The sequence below is a fragment of the Sinomonas mesophila genome, assembly GCF_001999765.1.
In the GTDB taxonomy this organism is placed as follows: Bacteria; Actinomycetota; Actinomycetes; order Actinomycetales; family Micrococcaceae; genus Sinomonas; species Sinomonas mesophila.
Window position 1 is genome coordinate 57,804 of sequence record NZ_KV908331.1, and the last position, 17,627, is coordinate 75,430.

At 70.5% G+C, this 17,627-nt stretch carries 15 protein-coding genes; 12 read left to right on the top strand and 3 right to left on the bottom strand.

Going from position 1 to position 17,627, the window contains the following annotated elements; translation table 11 throughout:
• The first annotated feature begins 127 nt into the window (after window positions 1-127).
• The 9 genes from BV907_RS10435 to BV907_RS10475 all read left to right on the top strand — a co-directional run bounded on the left by BV907_RS10435 (window position 128) and on the right by BV907_RS10475 (window position 9,968).
• Complete coding sequence (locus tag BV907_RS10435; RefSeq protein ID WP_077489665.1) at window positions 128-1,489, top strand: ABC transporter substrate-binding protein; 1,362 nt, start codon at window positions 128-130, stop codon at window positions 1,487-1,489.
• A 13-nt stretch (window positions 1,490-1,502) separates the two neighbouring features.
• A complete protein-coding gene (locus BV907_RS10440; RefSeq protein ID WP_425441623.1) occupies window positions 1,503-2,483 on the top strand; it encodes a carbohydrate ABC transporter permease in 981 nt (326 codons plus the stop codon).
• On the top strand, window positions 2,480-3,403 hold the full coding sequence (locus BV907_RS10445) for a carbohydrate ABC transporter permease (protein ID WP_077489666.1): 924 nt from the start codon (window positions 2,480-2,482) through the stop codon (window positions 3,401-3,403). Before BV907_RS10440 ends, BV907_RS10445 begins: the two co-directional genes overlap by 4 nt.
• 2 nt (window positions 3,404-3,405) lie before the next feature.
• The gene (locus BV907_RS10450) at window positions 3,406-4,287 is read left to right on the top strand and encodes a sugar phosphate isomerase/epimerase family protein (RefSeq protein ID WP_077489667.1); all 882 of its coding nucleotides are present in this window, start codon (window positions 3,406-3,408) and stop codon (window positions 4,285-4,287) included.
• 1 nt (window position 4,288) lies between these two features.
• A complete protein-coding gene (gene uxaC / locus BV907_RS10455; RefSeq protein ID WP_077489668.1) occupies window positions 4,289-5,716 on the top strand; it encodes a glucuronate isomerase in 1,428 nt (475 codons plus the stop codon).
• 5 nt (window positions 5,717-5,721) lie between these two features.
• Entirely contained in the window at window positions 5,722-7,035 is a 1,314-nt protein-coding gene (locus BV907_RS10460; protein ID WP_077489706.1) for a mannitol dehydrogenase family protein, read from the top strand.
• 20 nt (window positions 7,036-7,055) lie between these two features.
• A complete protein-coding gene (gene manD, locus BV907_RS10465; RefSeq protein WP_077489669.1) occupies window positions 7,056-8,285 on the top strand; it encodes a D-mannonate dehydratase ManD in 1,230 nt (409 codons plus the stop codon).
• A gap of 8 nt (window positions 8,286-8,293) precedes the next feature.
• Window positions 8,294-8,836 (top strand): gluconokinase, encoded by a 543-nt coding sequence (locus tag BV907_RS10470; protein ID WP_245827906.1) that lies wholly within the window; start codon window positions 8,294-8,296, stop codon window positions 8,834-8,836.
• A gap of 181 nt (window positions 8,837-9,017) precedes the next feature.
• Window positions 9,018-9,968 carry a phosphodiesterase gene (locus BV907_RS10475; RefSeq protein WP_077489670.1) on the top strand — a complete coding sequence of 317 codons (951 nt, stop codon included), beginning with the start codon at window positions 9,018-9,020 and terminating at the stop codon, window positions 9,966-9,968.
• Window positions 9,969-10,019: 51 nt separating this feature from the next.
• Here BV907_RS10475 and BV907_RS10480 read toward each other — a convergent pair whose 3' ends face one another.
• Together BV907_RS10480 and BV907_RS10485 are read right to left on the bottom strand one after the other, a co-directional pair.
• Window positions 10,020-11,510 carry a mannitol dehydrogenase family protein gene (locus BV907_RS10480; RefSeq protein WP_077489671.1) on the bottom strand — a complete coding sequence of 497 codons (1,491 nt, stop codon included), beginning with the start codon at window positions 11,508-11,510 and terminating at the stop codon, window positions 10,020-10,022.
• A gap of 38 nt (window positions 11,511-11,548) precedes the next feature.
• Complete coding sequence (locus BV907_RS10485; RefSeq protein WP_077489672.1) at window positions 11,549-12,910, bottom strand: MFS transporter; 1,362 nt, start codon at window positions 12,908-12,910, stop codon at window positions 11,549-11,551.
• 161 nt (window positions 12,911-13,071) lie between these two features.
• Here BV907_RS10485 and BV907_RS10490 point away from each other — a divergent pair, with 161 nt between their 5' ends.
• Window positions 13,072-13,908, top strand: a complete 837-nt coding sequence (locus tag BV907_RS10490; protein ID WP_175637431.1) for a DeoR/GlpR family DNA-binding transcription regulator — start codon at window positions 13,072-13,074, stop codon at window positions 13,906-13,908.
• Entirely contained in the window at window positions 13,905-15,296 is a 1,392-nt protein-coding gene (gene xylB, locus BV907_RS10495; RefSeq protein WP_077489674.1) for a xylulokinase, read from the top strand. Before BV907_RS10490 ends, xylB begins: the two co-directional genes overlap by 4 nt.
• A gap of 10 nt (window positions 15,297-15,306) precedes the next feature.
• Here the strand turns inward: xylB and BV907_RS10500 are convergent, their stop codons facing one another.
• Window positions 15,307-16,923: a stealth family protein gene (locus tag BV907_RS10500; RefSeq protein WP_425441624.1), complete on the bottom strand. Its 1,617-nt coding sequence runs from the start codon at window positions 16,921-16,923 to the stop codon at window positions 15,307-15,309.
• Window positions 16,924-17,041: 118 nt separating this feature from the next.
• Here BV907_RS10500 and pyrE point away from each other — a divergent pair, with 118 nt between their 5' ends.
• Window positions 17,042-17,620, top strand: a complete 579-nt coding sequence (gene pyrE, locus BV907_RS10505; RefSeq protein WP_077489675.1) for an orotate phosphoribosyltransferase — start codon at window positions 17,042-17,044, stop codon at window positions 17,618-17,620.
• Window positions 17,621-17,627 lie beyond the last annotated feature (7 nt).

Consider the following 17,627-nt stretch of genomic DNA (forward strand, 5'->3'; position numbering starts at 1 on the left):
GCCATGGCAAACTTTGGCAATCGCTTGCCAGCATGTTTCCGTGATTCCTAGACTCGCAGTACCCGAAGCGGGGCGTGACGTGGCTCACGCCGATTCCGCAGCATCGAGTGCTCGAAGAGGAGACATCATGCGAATGCGCACCCCGGCCGCCCTCGCCGCCATCACGGCGGCGGCAGCCCTGGCCCTGACCGCCTGCAGCGGCGGCAGCCCGGAGGGCGGAAGCACTGGCGGCGCCGTCGACGGCACGGGCAAGACGCTCAACGTGCTCGTCAACGTCAACACGCTCTACCCGGAGCAGCAGAAGCAGTGGTTCACCGACATGCAGGCCAAGTTCAAGGAGAAGACGGGGGCCGAGCTGAAGTACGAGACCTTCACGTCCGCCAACGAGGAGCTCCAGCGCATCCAGACCTCGGTCGTCTCCGGGCAGGGCCCGGACGTCTACTCGCTCGGCACGACCTTCACCCCGACCGCCGTCGCCACCGGCGCCTTCGTCCAGCTCGGCGATGAGGAGTGGAAGAAGGTCGGCGGCAAGGACCGCTTCAACCCCGCGACCCTCGGCATCTCCGGCCCGAGCGAGGACCGCCTCTACGGCGTCCCTTACGTCTCGCGCCCCTTCGTCATGGCCTACAACAAGGACATCCTCGCCGCCGCGGGCATCGACAAGCCGGCCACGACGTGGGACGGCCTCCTCGAGCAGGCCAAGAAGACCACCGACGCGTCCAAGGGCCAGTATGGGCTCGCGGTGGCCTACAAGGACAACTTCGACCCGTGGAAGTTCGTCTGGGCCATGTCCGTCCAGGCGGGGAACGGCATCGTCGACGACGGCAAGGCCAAGATCGACGACCCCGCCATGAAGAAGGCCTACGAGACCTACTTCGGCTGGCTCACCCAGGACAAGGTGGTCAACCCCGCCTCGGTCGGCTGGAGCAACAGTCAGGCCCTCGCCGAGTTCGCCGCCGGCAAGGCCGCGTTCTTCCCCATGACGACGTCGAACTCCATCCCGACGCTCGACAAGTCCCCGCTCGCGGGCAAGTACGAGTACGCGATCATGCCCGTCGCGGCGCCCGGGGACTCCTCGCCGAAGTCCGGCGCGAAGCCCGCGGCCTCGATCCTCTCGGGCGACAACATCGTCGTCGCCGACTACTCGCCGAACAAGGACCTCGCGTTCGCGTACATCGAGATGGTCACGTCCAAGGATGTCCAGCTCAACTACCAGAAGACGTTCGGCGACCTGCCCGCCAACGCCGAGGGCCTCGCGGCCCTCGAGAGCGCCCCGCACATGGGCGCCATCACCGAGGCGGCCGAGAAGTCCTACGCGACCCCGTTTACCGGCGCGTGGGGCGACATCCAGCTCGGCCTGCTCAACGTGACGGTCCAGAGTGTGCCCGAACTCGCGGCGGGGAACGTCCCCGACGCCACCCTGAGCCAGCGGCTCAAGGACGCCCAGGACAAGGCGCAGTCCTCCCTCGACCGCGCAGGCACCAGCTAGGCCCCGCAAGGACATGACCCTCATGCGAACAGAACCAGCAACGCGCCCCCGGCCCGCCGCCCCCGCGGCCGGCCGGGGGCCCGCCCCCGAGGCGGCTCCCCGCCGCGGCCTCACGCGCCGCAACCGGCCCCTGTGGATGCTCATCCCCGGCGGCGTGCTCATGCTCATCGTCATCGTCGGCCCGATGATCCTCGGCATCTACATGTCGATGCTGGACCTCGACCAGTACACGCTGCGCCGCTGGGTGTCCTCGCCGTTCATCGGCCTGGGCAACTACATCGAGTCGGTCGTGTCCTCCGGGCTCCTGCGCTCCGTCTGGCTCAGCGTCTCCTACTCGCTCATCGCGATGCTCATCACGCTCCCTCTCGGCGTCGGCGCGGCCGTGGCCACGCAGAACGCCTTCCGGGGCCGCGGGATCGTGCGCTCGGTCTTCCTCATCCCGTACGTCCTGCCGACCTTCGTCGTCGCGACGGTCTGGCGCACGATGTTCCAGCCCGAGGGCGTCGTGGACCGGACGTTCAATGGCCTCGGCATGGACCCGGGCCTCTGGCTCAACGGGCCCAACACCTACTGGACCATCATCTTCGTCCAGATCTGGGCCTCGTGGCCGTTCATCTACCTCCTGGCCCTCGCCGGCCTCCAGGCCGTGGACCACGAGGTGCACGAGGCGTCCGCCCTCGACGGCGCCCTGTGGTGGAAGAAGCTCCGCTACGTCGTCTTCCCCTACCTCAAGGGCCCGCTCTCGCTGGCCTTCCTCATCGGCATGCTGCACCACATCAACAACTTCACCCTCCCGTTCGTGCTCTTCGGCATCCCCGCCCCGCATGACATCGAGGTCCTGCCGATGCTGACCTACGTCACGAGCTTCCAGAGCTTCCGCTTCGGCCTCAGCGCCGCGATGGCGGTCGTGTCCCTCATCCTCATCGCGATCCCCCTGTTCATCTACCTGCGCGCCGTCAAGCTCGACGACGGCGAGAGCGGAGGCACCAAGTGAGCGCCACCCTCGACGTCCCCGTCATCCAGGCCCCGCACGAGGTCGACCGCCCCGGCTCCCGCCAGCAGAAGGAGGTGACGCGGCTGCTGCCGACGTGGCTGCTCGGCGTCGTCATCGCGGCGCTGTGCGCCTTCGTCCTGCTGCCCCTGCTGTACATCTTCCTCGCGTCCGTCAACAGCGACCTGAGCGTCGCGCGCGGCGACTTCTGGCCCGAGGCGTTCACGTTCGAGAACTACTCCAAGATCTGGACGAGCGTCGGCCTCGCGAACGGCCTCGCGAACTCCGTGGTCGTCGCGGGCTCGACCGCCGTCGTCTCCGCCGCGCTCGCCGTCGCCACGGCCTATGTCCTCGTCCGGTACGAGTTCCGCGGCCGGCTCACGATGCTGCGCGGGCTCCTCGCGCTCCAGAGCATCCCCGGCACGCTGCTGCTGCTGCCGGTGTTCGTCCTCTACTCGTCCGCCGCGACATACCTCAAGATCCAGATCATCGGCACCCACTGGGGCCTGTTCCTGACCTACCTGACCTTCGCCCTGCCCTTCTCGACGTGGGTCATGGTCACCTACCTGCGTGGCCTGCCGAAGGAGCTCGAGGAGGCGGCCAGGATCGACGGCGCGAGCAACCTCGGCATCCTCACGCGGATCATCCTGCCGCTGAGCTGGCCCGGGATCATCGTCTCCGGCATCTTCGCGTTCCTGCTCGGCTGGAACGACGTGCTCTTCGCCTCGATCATGACCCGGCCCGAGAGCCAGACGGCTGCCGTGGCCCTGCAGATCTTCGCGACGAGCACCGAGGGCGGCGCGGTCCCCTACTACGGCCAGATGATGGCGAGCGCCCTCGTGTGCGCCGCGCCCGTCGTCATCCTCTACCTGTTCTTCCAGAAGTACCTAGTGGGCGGCCTGACCGCCGGAGGAGTGAAGTGAGCATGAGCGCAGCGGAAGAGAAGGCAGCGGAAGAGAAGGCAGCGCAAGAGAAGACAGTGCACTGGGACCTCTCGGGCTTCGGCGACGAGATCGATGCCGACCCGCGCGTCCAGGCCGCCGTCCTGCGCGCCCTCGGCGCGCGCCACATCGAGGTCCGCAGCGCGTGGGGGACCAACATCGTGGACCTCTCAGAGGAGCAGCTCGCGCAGCTCAAGGCGATCCTCGACGAGGCGGGCCTCAAGGCCTCGGCGATCGCCTCACCCATCGGGAAGGTCGACGTCGGGCTCCCGGTCGAGCACGAGGTCGAGCGCCTGGGCCGTGCCCTGCGCGCCGCCGAGGTCCTCGGCGCGCCCTACATCCGCATCTTCTCCTTCTACTACGAGGGCAGGACGCCCGAGGACGTCCGCGACGCGGTGATCGAGCGCATGACGGCGCTCGCCCGCCGCGCCGAGGGGACCGGCGTCGTGCTCGTGCACGAGAACGAGAAGGACATCTTCGGCGACATCCCCGAGCGCGTGCGCGACATCGTCGAGACCGTGGACTCCCCCTCGCTCAAGCTCGCGTGGGATCCGGCCAATTTCGTCCAGGTCGGGGTCAAGCCCTTCACCCAGGGCTACGAGATGCTCCGCCCCCACGTCGTCTACCTCCAGGTCAAGGACGCGCTCGCGGGCAGCGGGAGGGTCGTGCCGGCCGGCGAGGGCGACGGCGAGGTGCGCGCCACCGTCGAGGCCCTGCGGGACAGCGGGTACACGGGCTTCGCCTCGCTCGAGCCGCACCTCGCGGACGCCTTCGAGCTCGGCGGCTTCAGCGGGCCCGAGGCGTTCGGCGTGGCCGCTCGGGCCTTCGCGAGGGTCCTTGAGCGCGCGGGCGTGGAGGCGGACTGACGTGACAGACTCCATCGCGGCCAATCCCGACCGACTGCTCCCGGCCGACCCCGGAACTCGCGCCATCGCGCGAGAGCTGCTCGCCGACGTCGAGGGCCTGCCGATCCTGTCCCCGCACGGCCACGTGCCGGCCGAGATGATCGCCGAGGACACCCCGTTTCCCGACCCCACCGCCCTGCTCGTGAGCCCGGACCACTACGTGACCCGCCTCGTCCACGCCGCGGGGACCCCGCTCAGCGGCCTCCGCGTCGGCGGCACGGAAGGCTCGGCGTCGGTCGATTCCCGCACCGCGTGGCGCAACTTCGCCGCCGCGTGGCCGCTCTTCGACGGGACCGCCTCTGGCTACTGGCTCCGGAGCGAGTTCGAGCACGTCTTCGGCCTGCCGTCCGAGATGGTCGAGACCCTGTCCGCGGACACTGCTGATGCTGTCTATGACGCGATCTCGGCCAGGCTCGCCGAGCCCTCGTTCCGCCCGCGGCAACTCTTCGCGGACTTCAACATCGAGGTCCTCGCCACGACCGACGACCCGCTCGACCCGCTCGAGGCGCACGCCCTGCTCGCCAAGGACGAGTCCTTCCCCGGCCGCGTCCTGCCGACCTTCCGCCCGGACCCCTACATCAACGTCGCCCACCCCGAATGGGCCGAGCGCGTGGACCGGCTCACGGCGGAAGCGGCCGACGGCGTCGACGGCTACGCGGGCTACCTCCGCGCGCTGACGAACCGCCGCCGCTACTTCGTCGAGCACGGCGCCGTGAGCGCGGACCACGGCGTCCGCACCCCGCTCACCCTCAAGCTGGACCGGGCCGAGGCCGAGGGCCTCTTCGCCAAGGCGCGCCGCGGCGAGGCCACGGCGGCAGAGCGCGACGCGTTCGAGGCGCACATGATCTACGAGATGGCGCGGATGAGCGTCGAGGACGGCCTCGTCATGACCATCCACCCCGGCTCGTTCCGCAACCACCACGCCCCGACGTTCGAGGCCTACGGCGCGGACACCGGCCACGACATCCCGTTCGCGATCGACTACACCGAGGGCATCCGGCCGCTCCTGGCGGATTTCGGCACCGCGGAGGGCTTCCACCTCGTGCTGTTCACCCTCGACGAGACGGTGTTCTCGCGCGAGCTCGCCCCGCTCGCCGGGTTCTACCCGTCGGTGTTCATCGGCGCCCCGTGGTGGTTCCTCGACGCCCCGGACGCGATGCTGCGCTTCCGCTCGGCCGTGACCGAGACGGCGGGCTTCTCCCGCTCCTCTGGCTTCATCGACGACACGCGCGCGTTCTGCTCGATCCCCGCCCGCCACGACGCGTCCCGCCGGGTCGAGGCGAGCTTCCTCGCCCGCCTCGTGGCCGAGCACCGGATCACCGAGGCCCGGGCCCACGAGATCATCGTGGACCTCGTCGACGGCGCGCCGCGGCGGGTGTTCAAGCTGTGAGCGCGCTGCAGGACACCACGAGGGCGCTGCCGCTCGTGGGCCGCGCTGGCGCTCCCGCGCCCCCCGTCCGCATCGTCCACCTCGGCCTCGGCGCCTTCCACCGCTCCCACCAGGCCTGGTTCACGGCGCACGCTCCGGACGCCGCCGAGTGGGGCATCGCCGCCTTCACGGGCCGGCGCCCCGACGCGGCGCGCACGCTCTCGGCGCAGGACGGCGTCTTCACGCTCATCGAGCGCGGGCCGGACGGCGACCGGTTCGAGCTCGTGGGCTCGATCGCCGAGGCCGTCGACGGCGCCGACACGGCCCGGCTGGGGGAGCTCCTCGCAGCACCGACGACGTCGATCGTGACCCTCACGGTGACCGAGGCCGTCTACGAGAGGGACGACGACGACTCGCCCCTCGCGCGCCTCGTCCGCGGCCTCGCGGCCCGCCGGGCAGCGGGCGGCGGCGGGCTCGCCGTCGTCAGCTGCGACAACCTCGCGCGCAACGGCGAGGTGGCGGAAGCCGCCGTCCTGCGGCGCGCGGCGGCCGACCCTGGGCTCGCCGGCTGGATCCGCGAGCACGTGACCTTCGTGGGCACCTCGGTGGACCGCATCACCCCGCGCACGACGCCGGACGACGTCGCCGAGGTCGCGGCCCGGTGCGGCTACCGCGATGAGGCGCCCGTGGTGGCCGAGCCGTTCGCGAACTGGATCCTCGCCGGCGAGTTCCCCGCGGGCCGTCCGCGCTGGGAGGACGCCGGGGCGCAGTTCGTGGAGGACCTCGAGCCGTTCGAGAACCGCAAGCTGTGGCTGCTCAACGGCGCGCACTCGATCCTGGCCTATGCAGGCCAGCTGCGCGGGCACGCGACCGTCGCCGAGGCGCTCGCGGACCCGGACTGCCGCGCGGCGATGGAGGCCTTCTGGGATGAGGCGGCCCGCCACCTCACGCACCCCGGGCTCGACGTGCCCGGGTACCGCGAGGCACTCGTGGCCCGATTCTCGAACCCCCGCATCGCCCACCACCTCGCCCAGATCGCGGCGGACGGCACGACCAAGCTGCGCATGCGGGCGGTCCCGGTGCTCTCCGCGGAGCTCCGGGCGGGGCGCTCGGGTGTCGCGGCATCGCGCATGATCTCCGCGTGGATGGACTTCGTCTCGTCCGGAGCAGCCGGGCAGGACGGGTTCCAGGACCCGCTCCGGGACGCCGTCCTCGAGGCGGCGACGCTCGAGGGCCGCGAGCGGACGCAGGCGCTCCTGGCCCTCGTCTCGCCGGCCCTCGCCGACGACGCCGTCGTCGTGAGCCGGATCGACGCCCTCCGCGGATCCCTCACCTCCTGACCTCCTCGAAAGGAACGACCATGAAGATCGTCTCCGCTGAAGTCTTCGTGACCAGCCCGACCCGCAACTTCGTGACCCTCAGGCTCACGACCGACGAGGGGATCATCGGCATCGGCGACGCGACCCTCAACGGCCGCGAGCTCGCCGTCGCCGCCTACCTCAAGGAGCACGTGGCCCAGCTGCTCGTGGGCCGCGACGCGCACCGCATCGAGGACACGTGGCAGTTCCTCTACCGCTCGTCCTACTGGCGCCGCGGGCCAGTAACCATGGCGGCCATCGCGGCCGTCGACATGGCGCTGTGGGACATCAAGGGCAAGGCCGCCGGCATGCCGGTCTACCAGCTCCTCGGCGGGGCGTCCCGCAACGGCCTGCGCGCCTACGGGCACGCGTCCGGCACGGACATCCCGCAGCTCTTCGATTCGATACGCGAGCACCTCGAGCTCGGCTACAAGTCCATCCGGATCCAGACGGCGATCCCGGGCATCAAGGCCGTCTACGGCGTCGCGGCCCAAGCCCAGTCCTCGGGCGAGCGCTACGACTACGAGCCCGCCGGCCGCGGCGCGTACCCGCTCGAGGAGGACTGGGACACGCGGGCCTACCTGCGGCACCTGCCCACCGTCTTCGAGGCGGTGCGCAACGAGTTCGGCCCCGAGATCCCGCTCCTGCACGACGGCCACCACCGCATGACCCCGATCCAGGCCGCCAAGCTCGGCAAGGCCCTCGAGCCCTACGACCTCTTCTGGCTCGAGGACTGCACCCCGGCTGAGAACCAGGACGCCCTGCGCCTCGTGCGCCAGCACACCACGACGCCGCTCGCCATCGGCGAGGTCTTCAACACGGTGTGGGACTTCCAGACCCTCATCAAGGAGCAGCTCATCGATTACGTCCGCGCAGCCTCGACCCACTTCGGCGGCATCTCGCCCCTGAAGAAGGTCATGGACTACGCGGCGCAGTACCAGATCAAGTCCGGCTTCCACGGCCCGACCGACATCTCCCCCGTGGGCTTCGCGGCCCAGCTGCACGTGGGCCTCGCGATCCACAACTACGGGATCCAGGAGTACATGCAGCACTCCGAGGCGACGAACACGGTCTTCGAGCAGTCCATGACCTTCGCGGACGGCTACCTCCATCCCGGCGACCAGCCCGGCCTCGGCGTCGAGTTCAATGAGGAGGCCGCCAACTCCTTCCCGTACCAGCAGGCCTACCTGCCCTACAACCGTCTCGTCGACGGCACGGTCCACGACTGGTGAGTGCGGGGATGGCGCAGGACGCGGGGGCGCTCGGTGCCCGCGTGGGGACCGCCTTCAAGGTGATCGCCATGGGCGTCTCGGGCTGCGGCAAGAGCACCGTGGGCCGGCTCCTCGCCGACGAGCTCGGCGGCGAATTCTTGGACGGGGATGCGCTGCACCCGGCGTCGAACGTCGCCAAGATGGCCTCCGGGACGCCGCTCACGGACGAGGACCGGGAACCGTGGCTCCGCGAGATCGGCGCCCGGCTCGCCGCGGCCGAGGGGACGCTCGTGATCGGCTGCAGCGCGCTCAAGGTGGCCTACCGAGACCTCATCCGCGCTGCCGCGCCGGAGACGGCGTTCGTCCACCTCCACGGCAGCCGTGAGCTCCTCGCCGAGCGCATGGCGGCCCGGACGGACCATTTCATGCCGGTGTCCCTCCTCGACTCGCAGCTCGCGACCCTCGAGGAGCTCGAGCCGGACGAGCGCGGGGCCGCGTTCGACATCGCCGAGTCGCCACAGGAGATCGCCGCGGCGGCCGCCGACTGGCTGCGCTCGCATCCGACCGCCTGACTCGGCCGGTGCGCAAGGGCGGGCGACGGCGGATGCATTACCCGCCGTCGCCCAGCCCGTGCGCATTAATCAACATTTCGGCGAATTCCCAGTTTCATGTCGTTTACTGGACATTCATCAAAAGAATGTCTTTCATGAGTTCACAGGGGAACGAACCGACGACGTGAGAAGGCTCGAGAAGATGGGCACTATCCAGGCCGAGCACCCTCGGCCACGCCATTTCCTCCTCCATGTGAGCGACACGCACCTGATCGGCGACGGACTCCTGCACGGCACGCTCGATCCCGAGGCCCGGCTGCGGACGCTCTTCGACCAGATGCGCGACGCCGCCGGCTCGCCCGGGGCGATCATCGTCACCGGCGACCTCGCGGACCGCGGCGAGCCCGAAGCGTACGCCCGGCTGCGGCGGATCGCCGAGCCCGCGGCCGAGGCCCTGGGCGCGAGGCTCATCTGGGCGATGGGGAACCATGACGACCGCGGCGCGATGCGCGAGCACCTGCTCGGCGAAGTGCCCACCGAGGAGCCCTACGACAGGATCTACTGGATCGGCGGGCTGCGCGTCATCACGCTCGACACGACCGTCCCGGGCTACCACCACGGCGAGCTCGAGGAGTCGCAGCTCGAATGGCTCGGCGCCGAGCTCGAGCTCCCGGCGCCGGACGGGACGATCCTCGCGATGCACCACCCGCCCGTGCCGTGCGTCCAGGACCTCGCCGTCCTCGTCGAGCTGCGCGGCCAGCCCGCCCTGGCCGACGTGCTCCAGGGCAGTGACGTCCGCACGATCCTCGCTGGCCACCTCCACTACTCCACCTCGGGCACCTTCGCCGGGATCCCCGTCTCTGTAGCCTCGGCGACGTGCTACACGCAGGACCTCGCGGGCGCCGTCGACCCCGTCTCGGGCATCCGGCCCACGCGCGGCCGGGACGCGGCCCAGGCGTACAACCTCGTGCACGTGTACCCGGACACGGTGGTCCACTCCGTCGTTCCCGCCGCCGGCGGCGACACCGTGGGCGCCCCGCACGACGCCGACGAGATCGCACGCGTCCTCGAGGCGGCGGGCGTCGTGATCCCCGAGGACACCGGGGAGGAGACGCGCCGGCACCCGACGACGGGCATGCTCCCCGTCGTCTGAGCGAAGGAGACAGACCAGGGGAGAGCCGATGCCAGCCCCGGTTCCCCGGGGCTAGATGAGCGCTGCGGCGCCCGCCCCGGCCAGCTCGCCCACGAGCGCCAGCGCGCCCCTGTCGTGAAGCGTCGCGAGGGCGCGGCGGTACGCCGACCGGAAGCGATCGTCGTCGACGACGTCGCCGAAGAACTCTCGGTTGGCGATGAACGCGTCGGGATTCGTGCGGTTGGCCCGCGCGATGGCCTGCAGCGTCTCGGCGAGGCGGTCGACGACGGGGATGCGCTCGCCGTGCTCGTCGACGCCCTCGGCGTACCGTGCCCAGCTCGCGACGATCGCGGCCGAGAGCTCGACGGGGCGGCCCGCTTCGAGGTTCTCCCACACGACAGGCATGAGCCACTTGGGGATGCGGTCGGAGCTCTCGGCGCACAGCCGAGCGACGGTGTCGGCGACGTGCTCGTTGCTGAATCGCTCGATGAGCCGGCGCTTGTACGCGTCGAGGTCGACGCCGGGCACGGGAGCGAGCGTCGGCGTAGCCTCCTCGTCCATGTAGCGCAGGAGGAACCGCGCGAACAGCGGATGGCGCGCGACGTCATGCACGGCCCGGTGGCCCGCGAGCCACCCGAGGTAGCACAGGCCCTGGTGGCTCGCGTTGAGCAGGCGCAGCTTCATGAGCTCGTAGGGAACGACGTCGTCGACGATCTGGACGCCGGCCTCCTCGTAGGGCGGACGCCCGGCGGAGAACCTGTCCTCGAGGACCCACTGGGTGAAGTCCTCGGTCACCACCGGCCACGCGTCCTCGATCCCGTACTGCGCGGCGACGTCCGCGCGGTCCGCATCCGTCGTGGCGGGCGTGATGCGATCCACCATCGAGTTCGGGAACGGGACGTTGGCGTCGATCCACGCCCCGAGCTCCGGATCGAGGGCGGTGGCGAAGGCCGTGAACATGCGGTGGGCGACCTCTCCGTTGCCCTGGATGTTGTCGCAGCTCATGACCGTGAACGGCGCGATGCCTCGCTCGCGGCGCAGCCGGAGCCCGGCAGTGATGAGCCCGAACACGGTGCCGGGGCTCGCCGGTTCGGCCAGGTCGGCTTGGACGGCCGGGTGCGCGAGGTCGAACTCGCCGGTCACGGGGTGGACGTTGTACCCGCCCTCGGTCACGGTCAGGGAGACGATGCGGATCGCGGGGTCCGTGAGGCGCTCGACGGCGGCGGCCGGATCATCGGGGGCGAAGATGTAGTCGACGATCGAGCCGATGACGCGCACGTCCCGGGTTCCGTCGGGATTCTTCACGACGAGGGTGAACAGGCCGTCGGAGGCGCGCAGCGCGTCTCGCATGCGGGTGTCGGAGGGCATGACGCCCATTCCGCAGATGCCCCAGTCGAGGGCCTTGCCCTCATTCATGAGCGCATCGAGGTACATGGCCTGGTGGGCGCGGTGGAAGCCGCCGACGCCGAAGTGGACAATGCCTGCCGTGACGGCCGAGCGGTCGTAGGCGGGCGCCGCGACGGGGGCCCGCAGGGAGGCGAGGGCGGAGTTGCTGAGCTTCATGGGATTCCTTGTGGAGACTGGAGCACGGATCGGGCGGGTCAGCGGGCGGCGAGCGCCGGCTCGGACGACGGCGACGTCCCGCCGAGTGCCGGGACGCCGTCGAAGCCGGGCTGCGTCCCGCGCAGGAAGAAGGACATCACGGCCGCCACGAGGTAGAGGCCGGCGAAGAGCCACACCATGCCGGCCGCGCCGAGCGGGGCGTACAGGAGGGCGACGAGCAGCGGGCCGACGGCGACGGCGGCCCCGATGCCGAGGTTGTAGGAGCTCATCGCGGCGCCGGGGTGGTGCGGCGCGAGGGACGCGGCGATCGCCGAGAGCGGGACGAACCCGGCGAGGGCGATGCCGAAGACCGCGCCGACGACGAGGGTCAGGGCGTAGGCGGACTCCCAGCCCTGGGCGAGGGCCACGTCCGGCACGACGTAGAGGCCCAGCATGGAGACGGCGCAGAGCACGGCGCCGAACCACGTCACGGTGCGGCTCCAGCCGAGGCGGTCGCCGAGCCAGCCGAAGAACAGGTTGCAGGGGATGTTGACGGCGTAGATCACCGCGGTGAGGACGAGGAACTGGCCCACGCTCCAGCCGAAGTGGTCGGTGAAGAGCGCGGGGAAGAACACGGCCATGCCGTAGGTCGGGACCGAATTGATCATGCGGGTGAGCATGACCATGAGTGCCTTGGGCCGGGTCGCGATGAGCCGGAGGCCGAAGCCGACAGTGTCCCAGACCCTGTCCGCGTCCTCGACGAGCGGGCCGCGGCCGCGCTTCTCCTTGACGCCGAGGAAGGCAACGGCCGAGCCGAGGACGACGAGCCCGAGGGAGACCCAGAGCGTCTCGTAGTAGGAGAGGCCGAGGAGGTCGAGGGACGCGCTCGCGGTCGCGGCGCCGAGCGTGGGCAGGCCCGCCGAGAAGGCGACGTAGAACCATCCGATCGACATCGCGAGGCGGCGTGCGCCCGCCGTCGCGCTGATCCAGACGAGGAAGCCGTAGGCGAAGAAGGGGTAGCCGAAGCCGCGCAGGCCATAGCAGATGAAGATGAGGGCCGGGTTCGAGGCCGTGAGCGCGACGACGAGGAAGAGGATCTCGAACGCGACCCAGACCGCGGCGCCAATGACCATGACCCTGCGCGGGCCCCAGAGGTCGGACAGCGCCGCGGAGAAGAAGGCGGCGATGGCGACGGCGACGCCATAGACGGTGATGAGGGTTCCGGCCTCGGGGATCGAGAACCCATGCTCGCCCGTGAGGTACGGGGTGAGGATGTTGGTCTCGACGCCGTCTCCGATCATGAACAGCGCGAGTCCCACGAAGCCCCAGATCAGGGGCCGGGGAAGGCCGAGACGCTCGAGGATGCCCGACGGCGCGGACGGCGCTGAGGTCAATGACGTCGCTGTGGGTGCTGCAGGCATGGAGGTCGCTCCTTTGCGGTGCCCCGGAGGTGCCCGGGTCTCTGTGGTCGATCTAACAGTACATCTAACACTTTCAACACATCAAGAGTGATTTCTGACAGGAAATCACCCCTTGCTCCCACATGTTGCACCACTTTTTTCTCAGATCTATCATCGAGACCGTGAGTATCCCTCAGGAAGATCACGCCCTCCTGGGCGACGACGCCCAGCTCGCCGGCCTCGCGACGGAGGCGAGGCGTGACGCCGTCGTACGCTTCGTCGACGAGCACACCGCGGCCCGCGTCGAGCAGCTCGCCGAGACGTTCGGGGTGAGCGCCATGACGGTGCACCGCGACCTCGAGGCGCTCGCACGGGAAGGCAGGCTCGAGCGCGTGCGCGGCGGGGCGCGGGCCATTCCGCGGCGGTTCGCCGAGAGGGACGTGCGCCTGAGGCGCCACCTCAAGGCCGGGGTCAAGGACGCGCTCGCCCGGGTGGCCGTCCGGCTCATCGAACCGGGGGCGATCGTGGCGCTCGACGACTCGACGACGGTCGGCGCCATGGCCCCGTATCTCCCGGACCGCCACCCGTCCACAGTCATCACGCACTCCCTGGCCGTCATGAACCACATCTCCCAGGCCACCGGCATTGCGCTCGTCGGCCTCGGCGGGCAGTACTACCCCGAGACCGACTCGTTCCTCGGCAGCGTCGTCGTGGACCAGATCCGCAGGATCTCGGCGGACATCGTCTTCATTTCGACCACGTCCGTGCGCAACTCCGCCCTCTACCACCCCGATGCCGAGGCGGCGCTGACCAAGAAGGCCATGGTCGGAGCCGCCCGCCGCAAGGTCCTGCTCGTCGACTCCGACAAGTTCGACGTCAGCGGCCTGTACCACGTCGAGGACCTCGAGGCCTTCGACGACGTCGTCATCGAGGCCACGCTGCCATCCCATCACCGCGCCCAGTTCGACCGGCTGGGCGTCGCCGTGCACACGGCCGACCACCGCGAGGAGACCCCATGAGCCCCCGTCTCGTGCTCGGCGTCGATTCGTCCACGCAGTCCTGCAAGGCCGTGCTCGTCGACGCGGAGACGGGCGCCGTCGTTGCGCAGGGCCGAGCCTCCCACCCGGACGGAACCCAGGTGGACCCGAGGCACTGGCTCACGGCGTTCGCTGAATCCACCGAGGGGCTGCTCGAACGCGCGGACGCGGTCTCCGTGGCGGGCCAGCAGCACGGAATGGTCGCGCTCGCGGCGGGCGGCGCCGTCGCGCGCCCCGCAATCCTGTGGAACGACACTTCCTCCGCGCCGCAGGCCCGAGACCTCATCGCCGAGCTCGGCGGGCCGCAGGCGTGCGCCGACGCGGTGGGCAGCGTCATGGTCGCGTCCCTCACCGCCTCCAAGCTGCGCTGGATGCGGGACATCGAGCCCGAGAACGCCGCACGGACCGAGACCGTGCTCCTCCCACACGACTACCTCACGTGGGACCTCGGCGGCCGCCGCGAGGCGACGACTGACCACGGCGACGCCTCCGGCACCGGCTACTACTCGACGTCGCGGCGGGAATTCCTGCCCGACGTCGCAGCGCTCGCCCTCGGGCACGCCGTGGCCCTGCCGCGCATCGCGGCGCCGGACGCGATCGTCGGCGAGACGCGGGGCGGGGCCGCGATCGCGGCGGGGACGGGCGACAACATGGCCGCCGCCCTCGGCCTCGGCCTGCGCCCGGGCGACGTGTGCGTCTCGGTCGGCACCTCGGGGGTCGCGTCCGCCGTCGTGCCCGAGAGCGTGCACGACGGGACGGGCCTCGTGACGGGCTTCGCCGACGGCGCCGGCGGCTACCTGCCGCTCGCGTGCACGCTCAACGGCGCGCCCGTCCTCCAGTTCGGGGCAGGGCTACTCGGCGTCGGCCACGAGGAGTTCTCCCGGCTCGCCCTCTCGGCGGCGCCCGGCGCGGCCGGTGTGTGCATGCTTCCGTACCTCGGCGGAGAGCGGACCCCCAACCGGCCCGACGCGACGGGCGTCATGCGGGGGCTCACGGCGCAGACTGGACGTGCCGAGTTCGCTCGTGCCGTCGTCGAGGGCCTGCTGTGCGCGCTGCGCGACGCCGTCTCCGCGCTCGAGGGCGCGACCGGCATCCCGACCCGGAGGATTCTCTTGGTTGGCGGCGGGGCCAAGTCGGACGCCGTGCGGCGCATAGCGCCACAGGTCTTCGGGGTGAGCGTCCTCGTGCCGAACCCGTCCGAGTACGTCGCGCTGGGGGCCGCGCGCCAGGCGGCCTGGGCGCTCAGCGGCTCCGCCGAGCCTCCCGTCTGGGCCGGGCCCGCCGTCGAACGGTACGACGCCGATCCGGTGCCCGGCGTCGTCGACCGCTACGCCGAGCTCCGCGACGCGACGGACAGCTGGGGCCGCTGACCCGCGACAGCTAGGGGACGTCCAGCCGCTCCCAGGGCGCCGGGATCGGGAAGTACTTCTCGAGGAAGTCCGTCACGCGCTCCTGCCGGTCCTGCGCCGAGACCTCCGGGAACGAGCCGTCGTTGAGGCAGAAGAAGTCCTGGTTGCGCTTCTTGAGCAGCTTGGGCAGGGAATCCAGGCCCGACGGCACGGTCGTGTCGACGTAGCGCACCTTCGAGCCGACCTTCGTCACCGCCCGCCCCGTGAGCAGGGCGTAGTAGTGGTAGAAGGAGTTCGTCACCGAGATGCTGTCCCACGTGCGGAAGCGCGCGGCCGCCGTCTTGGCGAACTCGGCCGGGAACTCCTGCTCCATCTCCAGCAGCACGCTCCGGCGCAGCGGCGCCGCCGTGTGCTCGAGGTGCCTCGTCGTGATCCGGCCGAACCGCTCGTAGAGCAGGCGCCGGTTCACGCGGGCGGCGTTCTCGTGGCCCGACCGGTCGAGGTGGTTGTCGCCGAGCCCGATCCGGGTCGTGGCCTCGATGAACTTCGTGATCCCGCCGGGGGAGAAGAACATGTCCGGGCCGAGCGGCCGGCCGAAGAACATGTCGTCGTTCGAGTACAGGAAGTACTCGGAGAGCCCGTCGATGTGCTGCAGCTGCGACTCGATGGCCTGGGAGTTGAAGACCGGCAGGACGGACGGGTCCTTGAAGTGCTCCTCGGCCCGCACGATCGTGATCTTCTCGTGCGCGTCGTCGAGCCACGCGGGCACCCGCGAGTCGGTGCAGATGAAGATCCGCCGGATCCAGGGCGCGAACATGTGCACGCTCCGCAATGCATACTTGAGCTCGTTGATCTGCCGGAAGCGGGCCTCGGCCTCGTCGCCCTCGCCGTGCTTGACGCCGGGCAGGAACGAGGCGCGGTACTTCCGGAACTCGGGGTCGGAGCCGTCGACCCACGAGAAGACGATGTCGATCTCGAAGTCGATGTCCGTGGCGTGGTCGGCGAACATGTTCTCGATCGTCGGCCACGTCATGCCGAACCGCTCGACCGTCCCCCGGACTGCCTCCGCGACGGGCAGGGTGCGGCGCGTGAGCGAGTTCTCGATGGGCAGGTGCAGGTCCTTGCCCTCCCATTTCCACAGTTCGATCTGCACGCCGGTCTCCTGGCCGTAGAGCAGGCCGCCCTCCGGCTCGAGCCGGGGCCGGTACAGCCGGAACATGCGGGCCTGCCCGGACTCGGCGAGCCTGCCGTCGGCGACGAGAAGGGCCCGGTCCTTGCGCGCGTCGACGGTCAGGGAGTAAAAGGGCTCGTCGCGGCACGCCTCCACGAGGGCCCAGCGCAGGTCCTTGCGGCGCTCCCAGTCGACGGCGATGACGGGGCGCGCGTCATTGCCGCGCACCAGCAGGTAGGGGACCTCGGCGCGGTCGAGGACATCGCGGACGAACAGGAGGTCCTCGACCATCGCCTCGTGCGGCGTCTGGGTGCGGTTCAGGAGGGCGTATCCGCGCTTCTTGTGGCGGATGACGTCGTCCCGGTCCGCGAGTCTCCTGCCTGCGGCCGCCGACGTGACTTCGAGGACGGCGGGCACGGCCTCCTCGGCATCGGTGGTTGCGTGGTAGACCTCGGCGGGTGTCAGGGACGTGTTCACAGGCCTCCTCGGGGCGGTGACGGTTCACGCTCATGATAGGCGCACGTCTCCTAGGCGCACGACGGCGCACGAGGGCCCAGCCCGGCGTGGCCGGGCGGCGCCCTCTAGAATCGGTGCCATGACTGACGCCGCATCCCTGGACATCGCCGCTGCCCGCGCCCGCCTGCTCGAGCTCATCAAGGAGCTCGCCGTCGTGCGGGGGAAGGTGGTCCTCTCGAGCGGCAAGGAAGCCGACTACTACGTGGACCTGCGCCGCATCACGCTGCACCACGAGGCCAGCCAGCTCGTCGGCCAGGTCATGCTCGACCTCATCGACAGGGCCGGCGTCCAGGCCGACGCCGCGGGTGGCCTCACGATGGGCGCCGACCCGGTGGGCACCGCCGTCATGCACGCCGCGCGCGAGGCGGGCCGCGCCGTCGACGCGTTCGTCGTGCGGAAGGCGCAGAAGTCGTACGGCATGGGCCGCCAGGTCGAGGGCCCGGGCGTCGAGGGCCGCAAGGTCGTGGTTCTCGAGGACACCTCGACCACAGGCGGCTCGGCGCTGACCGCCGTCGAGGGCGTGCGCAACGCCGGCGGCGAGGTGACCGCCGTCGCCGTCATCGTGGACCGCGCGACCGGGGCGAAGGAACGCATCGAAGCGGAGGCCGGCGTGCCCTACCTGTACGCGTTCGGCAAGGACGAGCTCGGCCTCGACTGAGTCTTGC

Bases quoted from the DNA above. Each gene is read 5' to 3' on its own strand.
- BV907_RS10435 (WP_077489665.1), top strand. From the start codon at position 128: ATGCGAATGCGCACCCCGGCCGCCCTCGCCGCCATCACGGCGGCGGCA.
- BV907_RS10440 (WP_425441623.1), top strand. From the start codon at position 1,503: ATGACCCTCATGCGAACAGAACCAGCAACGCGCCCCCGGCCCGCCGCC.
- BV907_RS10450 (WP_077489667.1), top strand. From the start codon at position 3,406: ATGAGCGCAGCGGAAGAGAAGGCAGCGGAAGAGAAGGCAGCGCAAGAG.
- manD (WP_077489669.1), top strand. From the start codon at position 7,056: ATGAAGATCGTCTCCGCTGAAGTCTTCGTGACCAGCCCGACCCGCAAC.
- BV907_RS10470 (WP_245827906.1), top strand. From the start codon at position 8,294: ATGGCGCAGGACGCGGGGGCGCTCGGTGCCCGCGTGGGGACCGCCTTC.
- BV907_RS10475 (WP_077489670.1), top strand. From the start codon at position 9,018: ATGGGCACTATCCAGGCCGAGCACCCTCGGCCACGCCATTTCCTCCTC.
- BV907_RS10480 (WP_077489671.1), bottom strand. From the start codon at position 11,510: ATGAAGCTCAGCAACTCCGCCCTCGCCTCCCTGCGGGCCCCCGTCGCG.
- BV907_RS10485 (WP_077489672.1), bottom strand. From the start codon at position 12,910: ATGCCTGCAGCACCCACAGCGACGTCATTGACCTCAGCGCCGTCCGCG.
- xylB (WP_077489674.1), top strand. From the start codon at position 13,905: ATGAGCCCCCGTCTCGTGCTCGGCGTCGATTCGTCCACGCAGTCCTGC.
- pyrE (WP_077489675.1), top strand. From the start codon at position 17,042: ATGACTGACGCCGCATCCCTGGACATCGCCGCTGCCCGCGCCCGCCTG.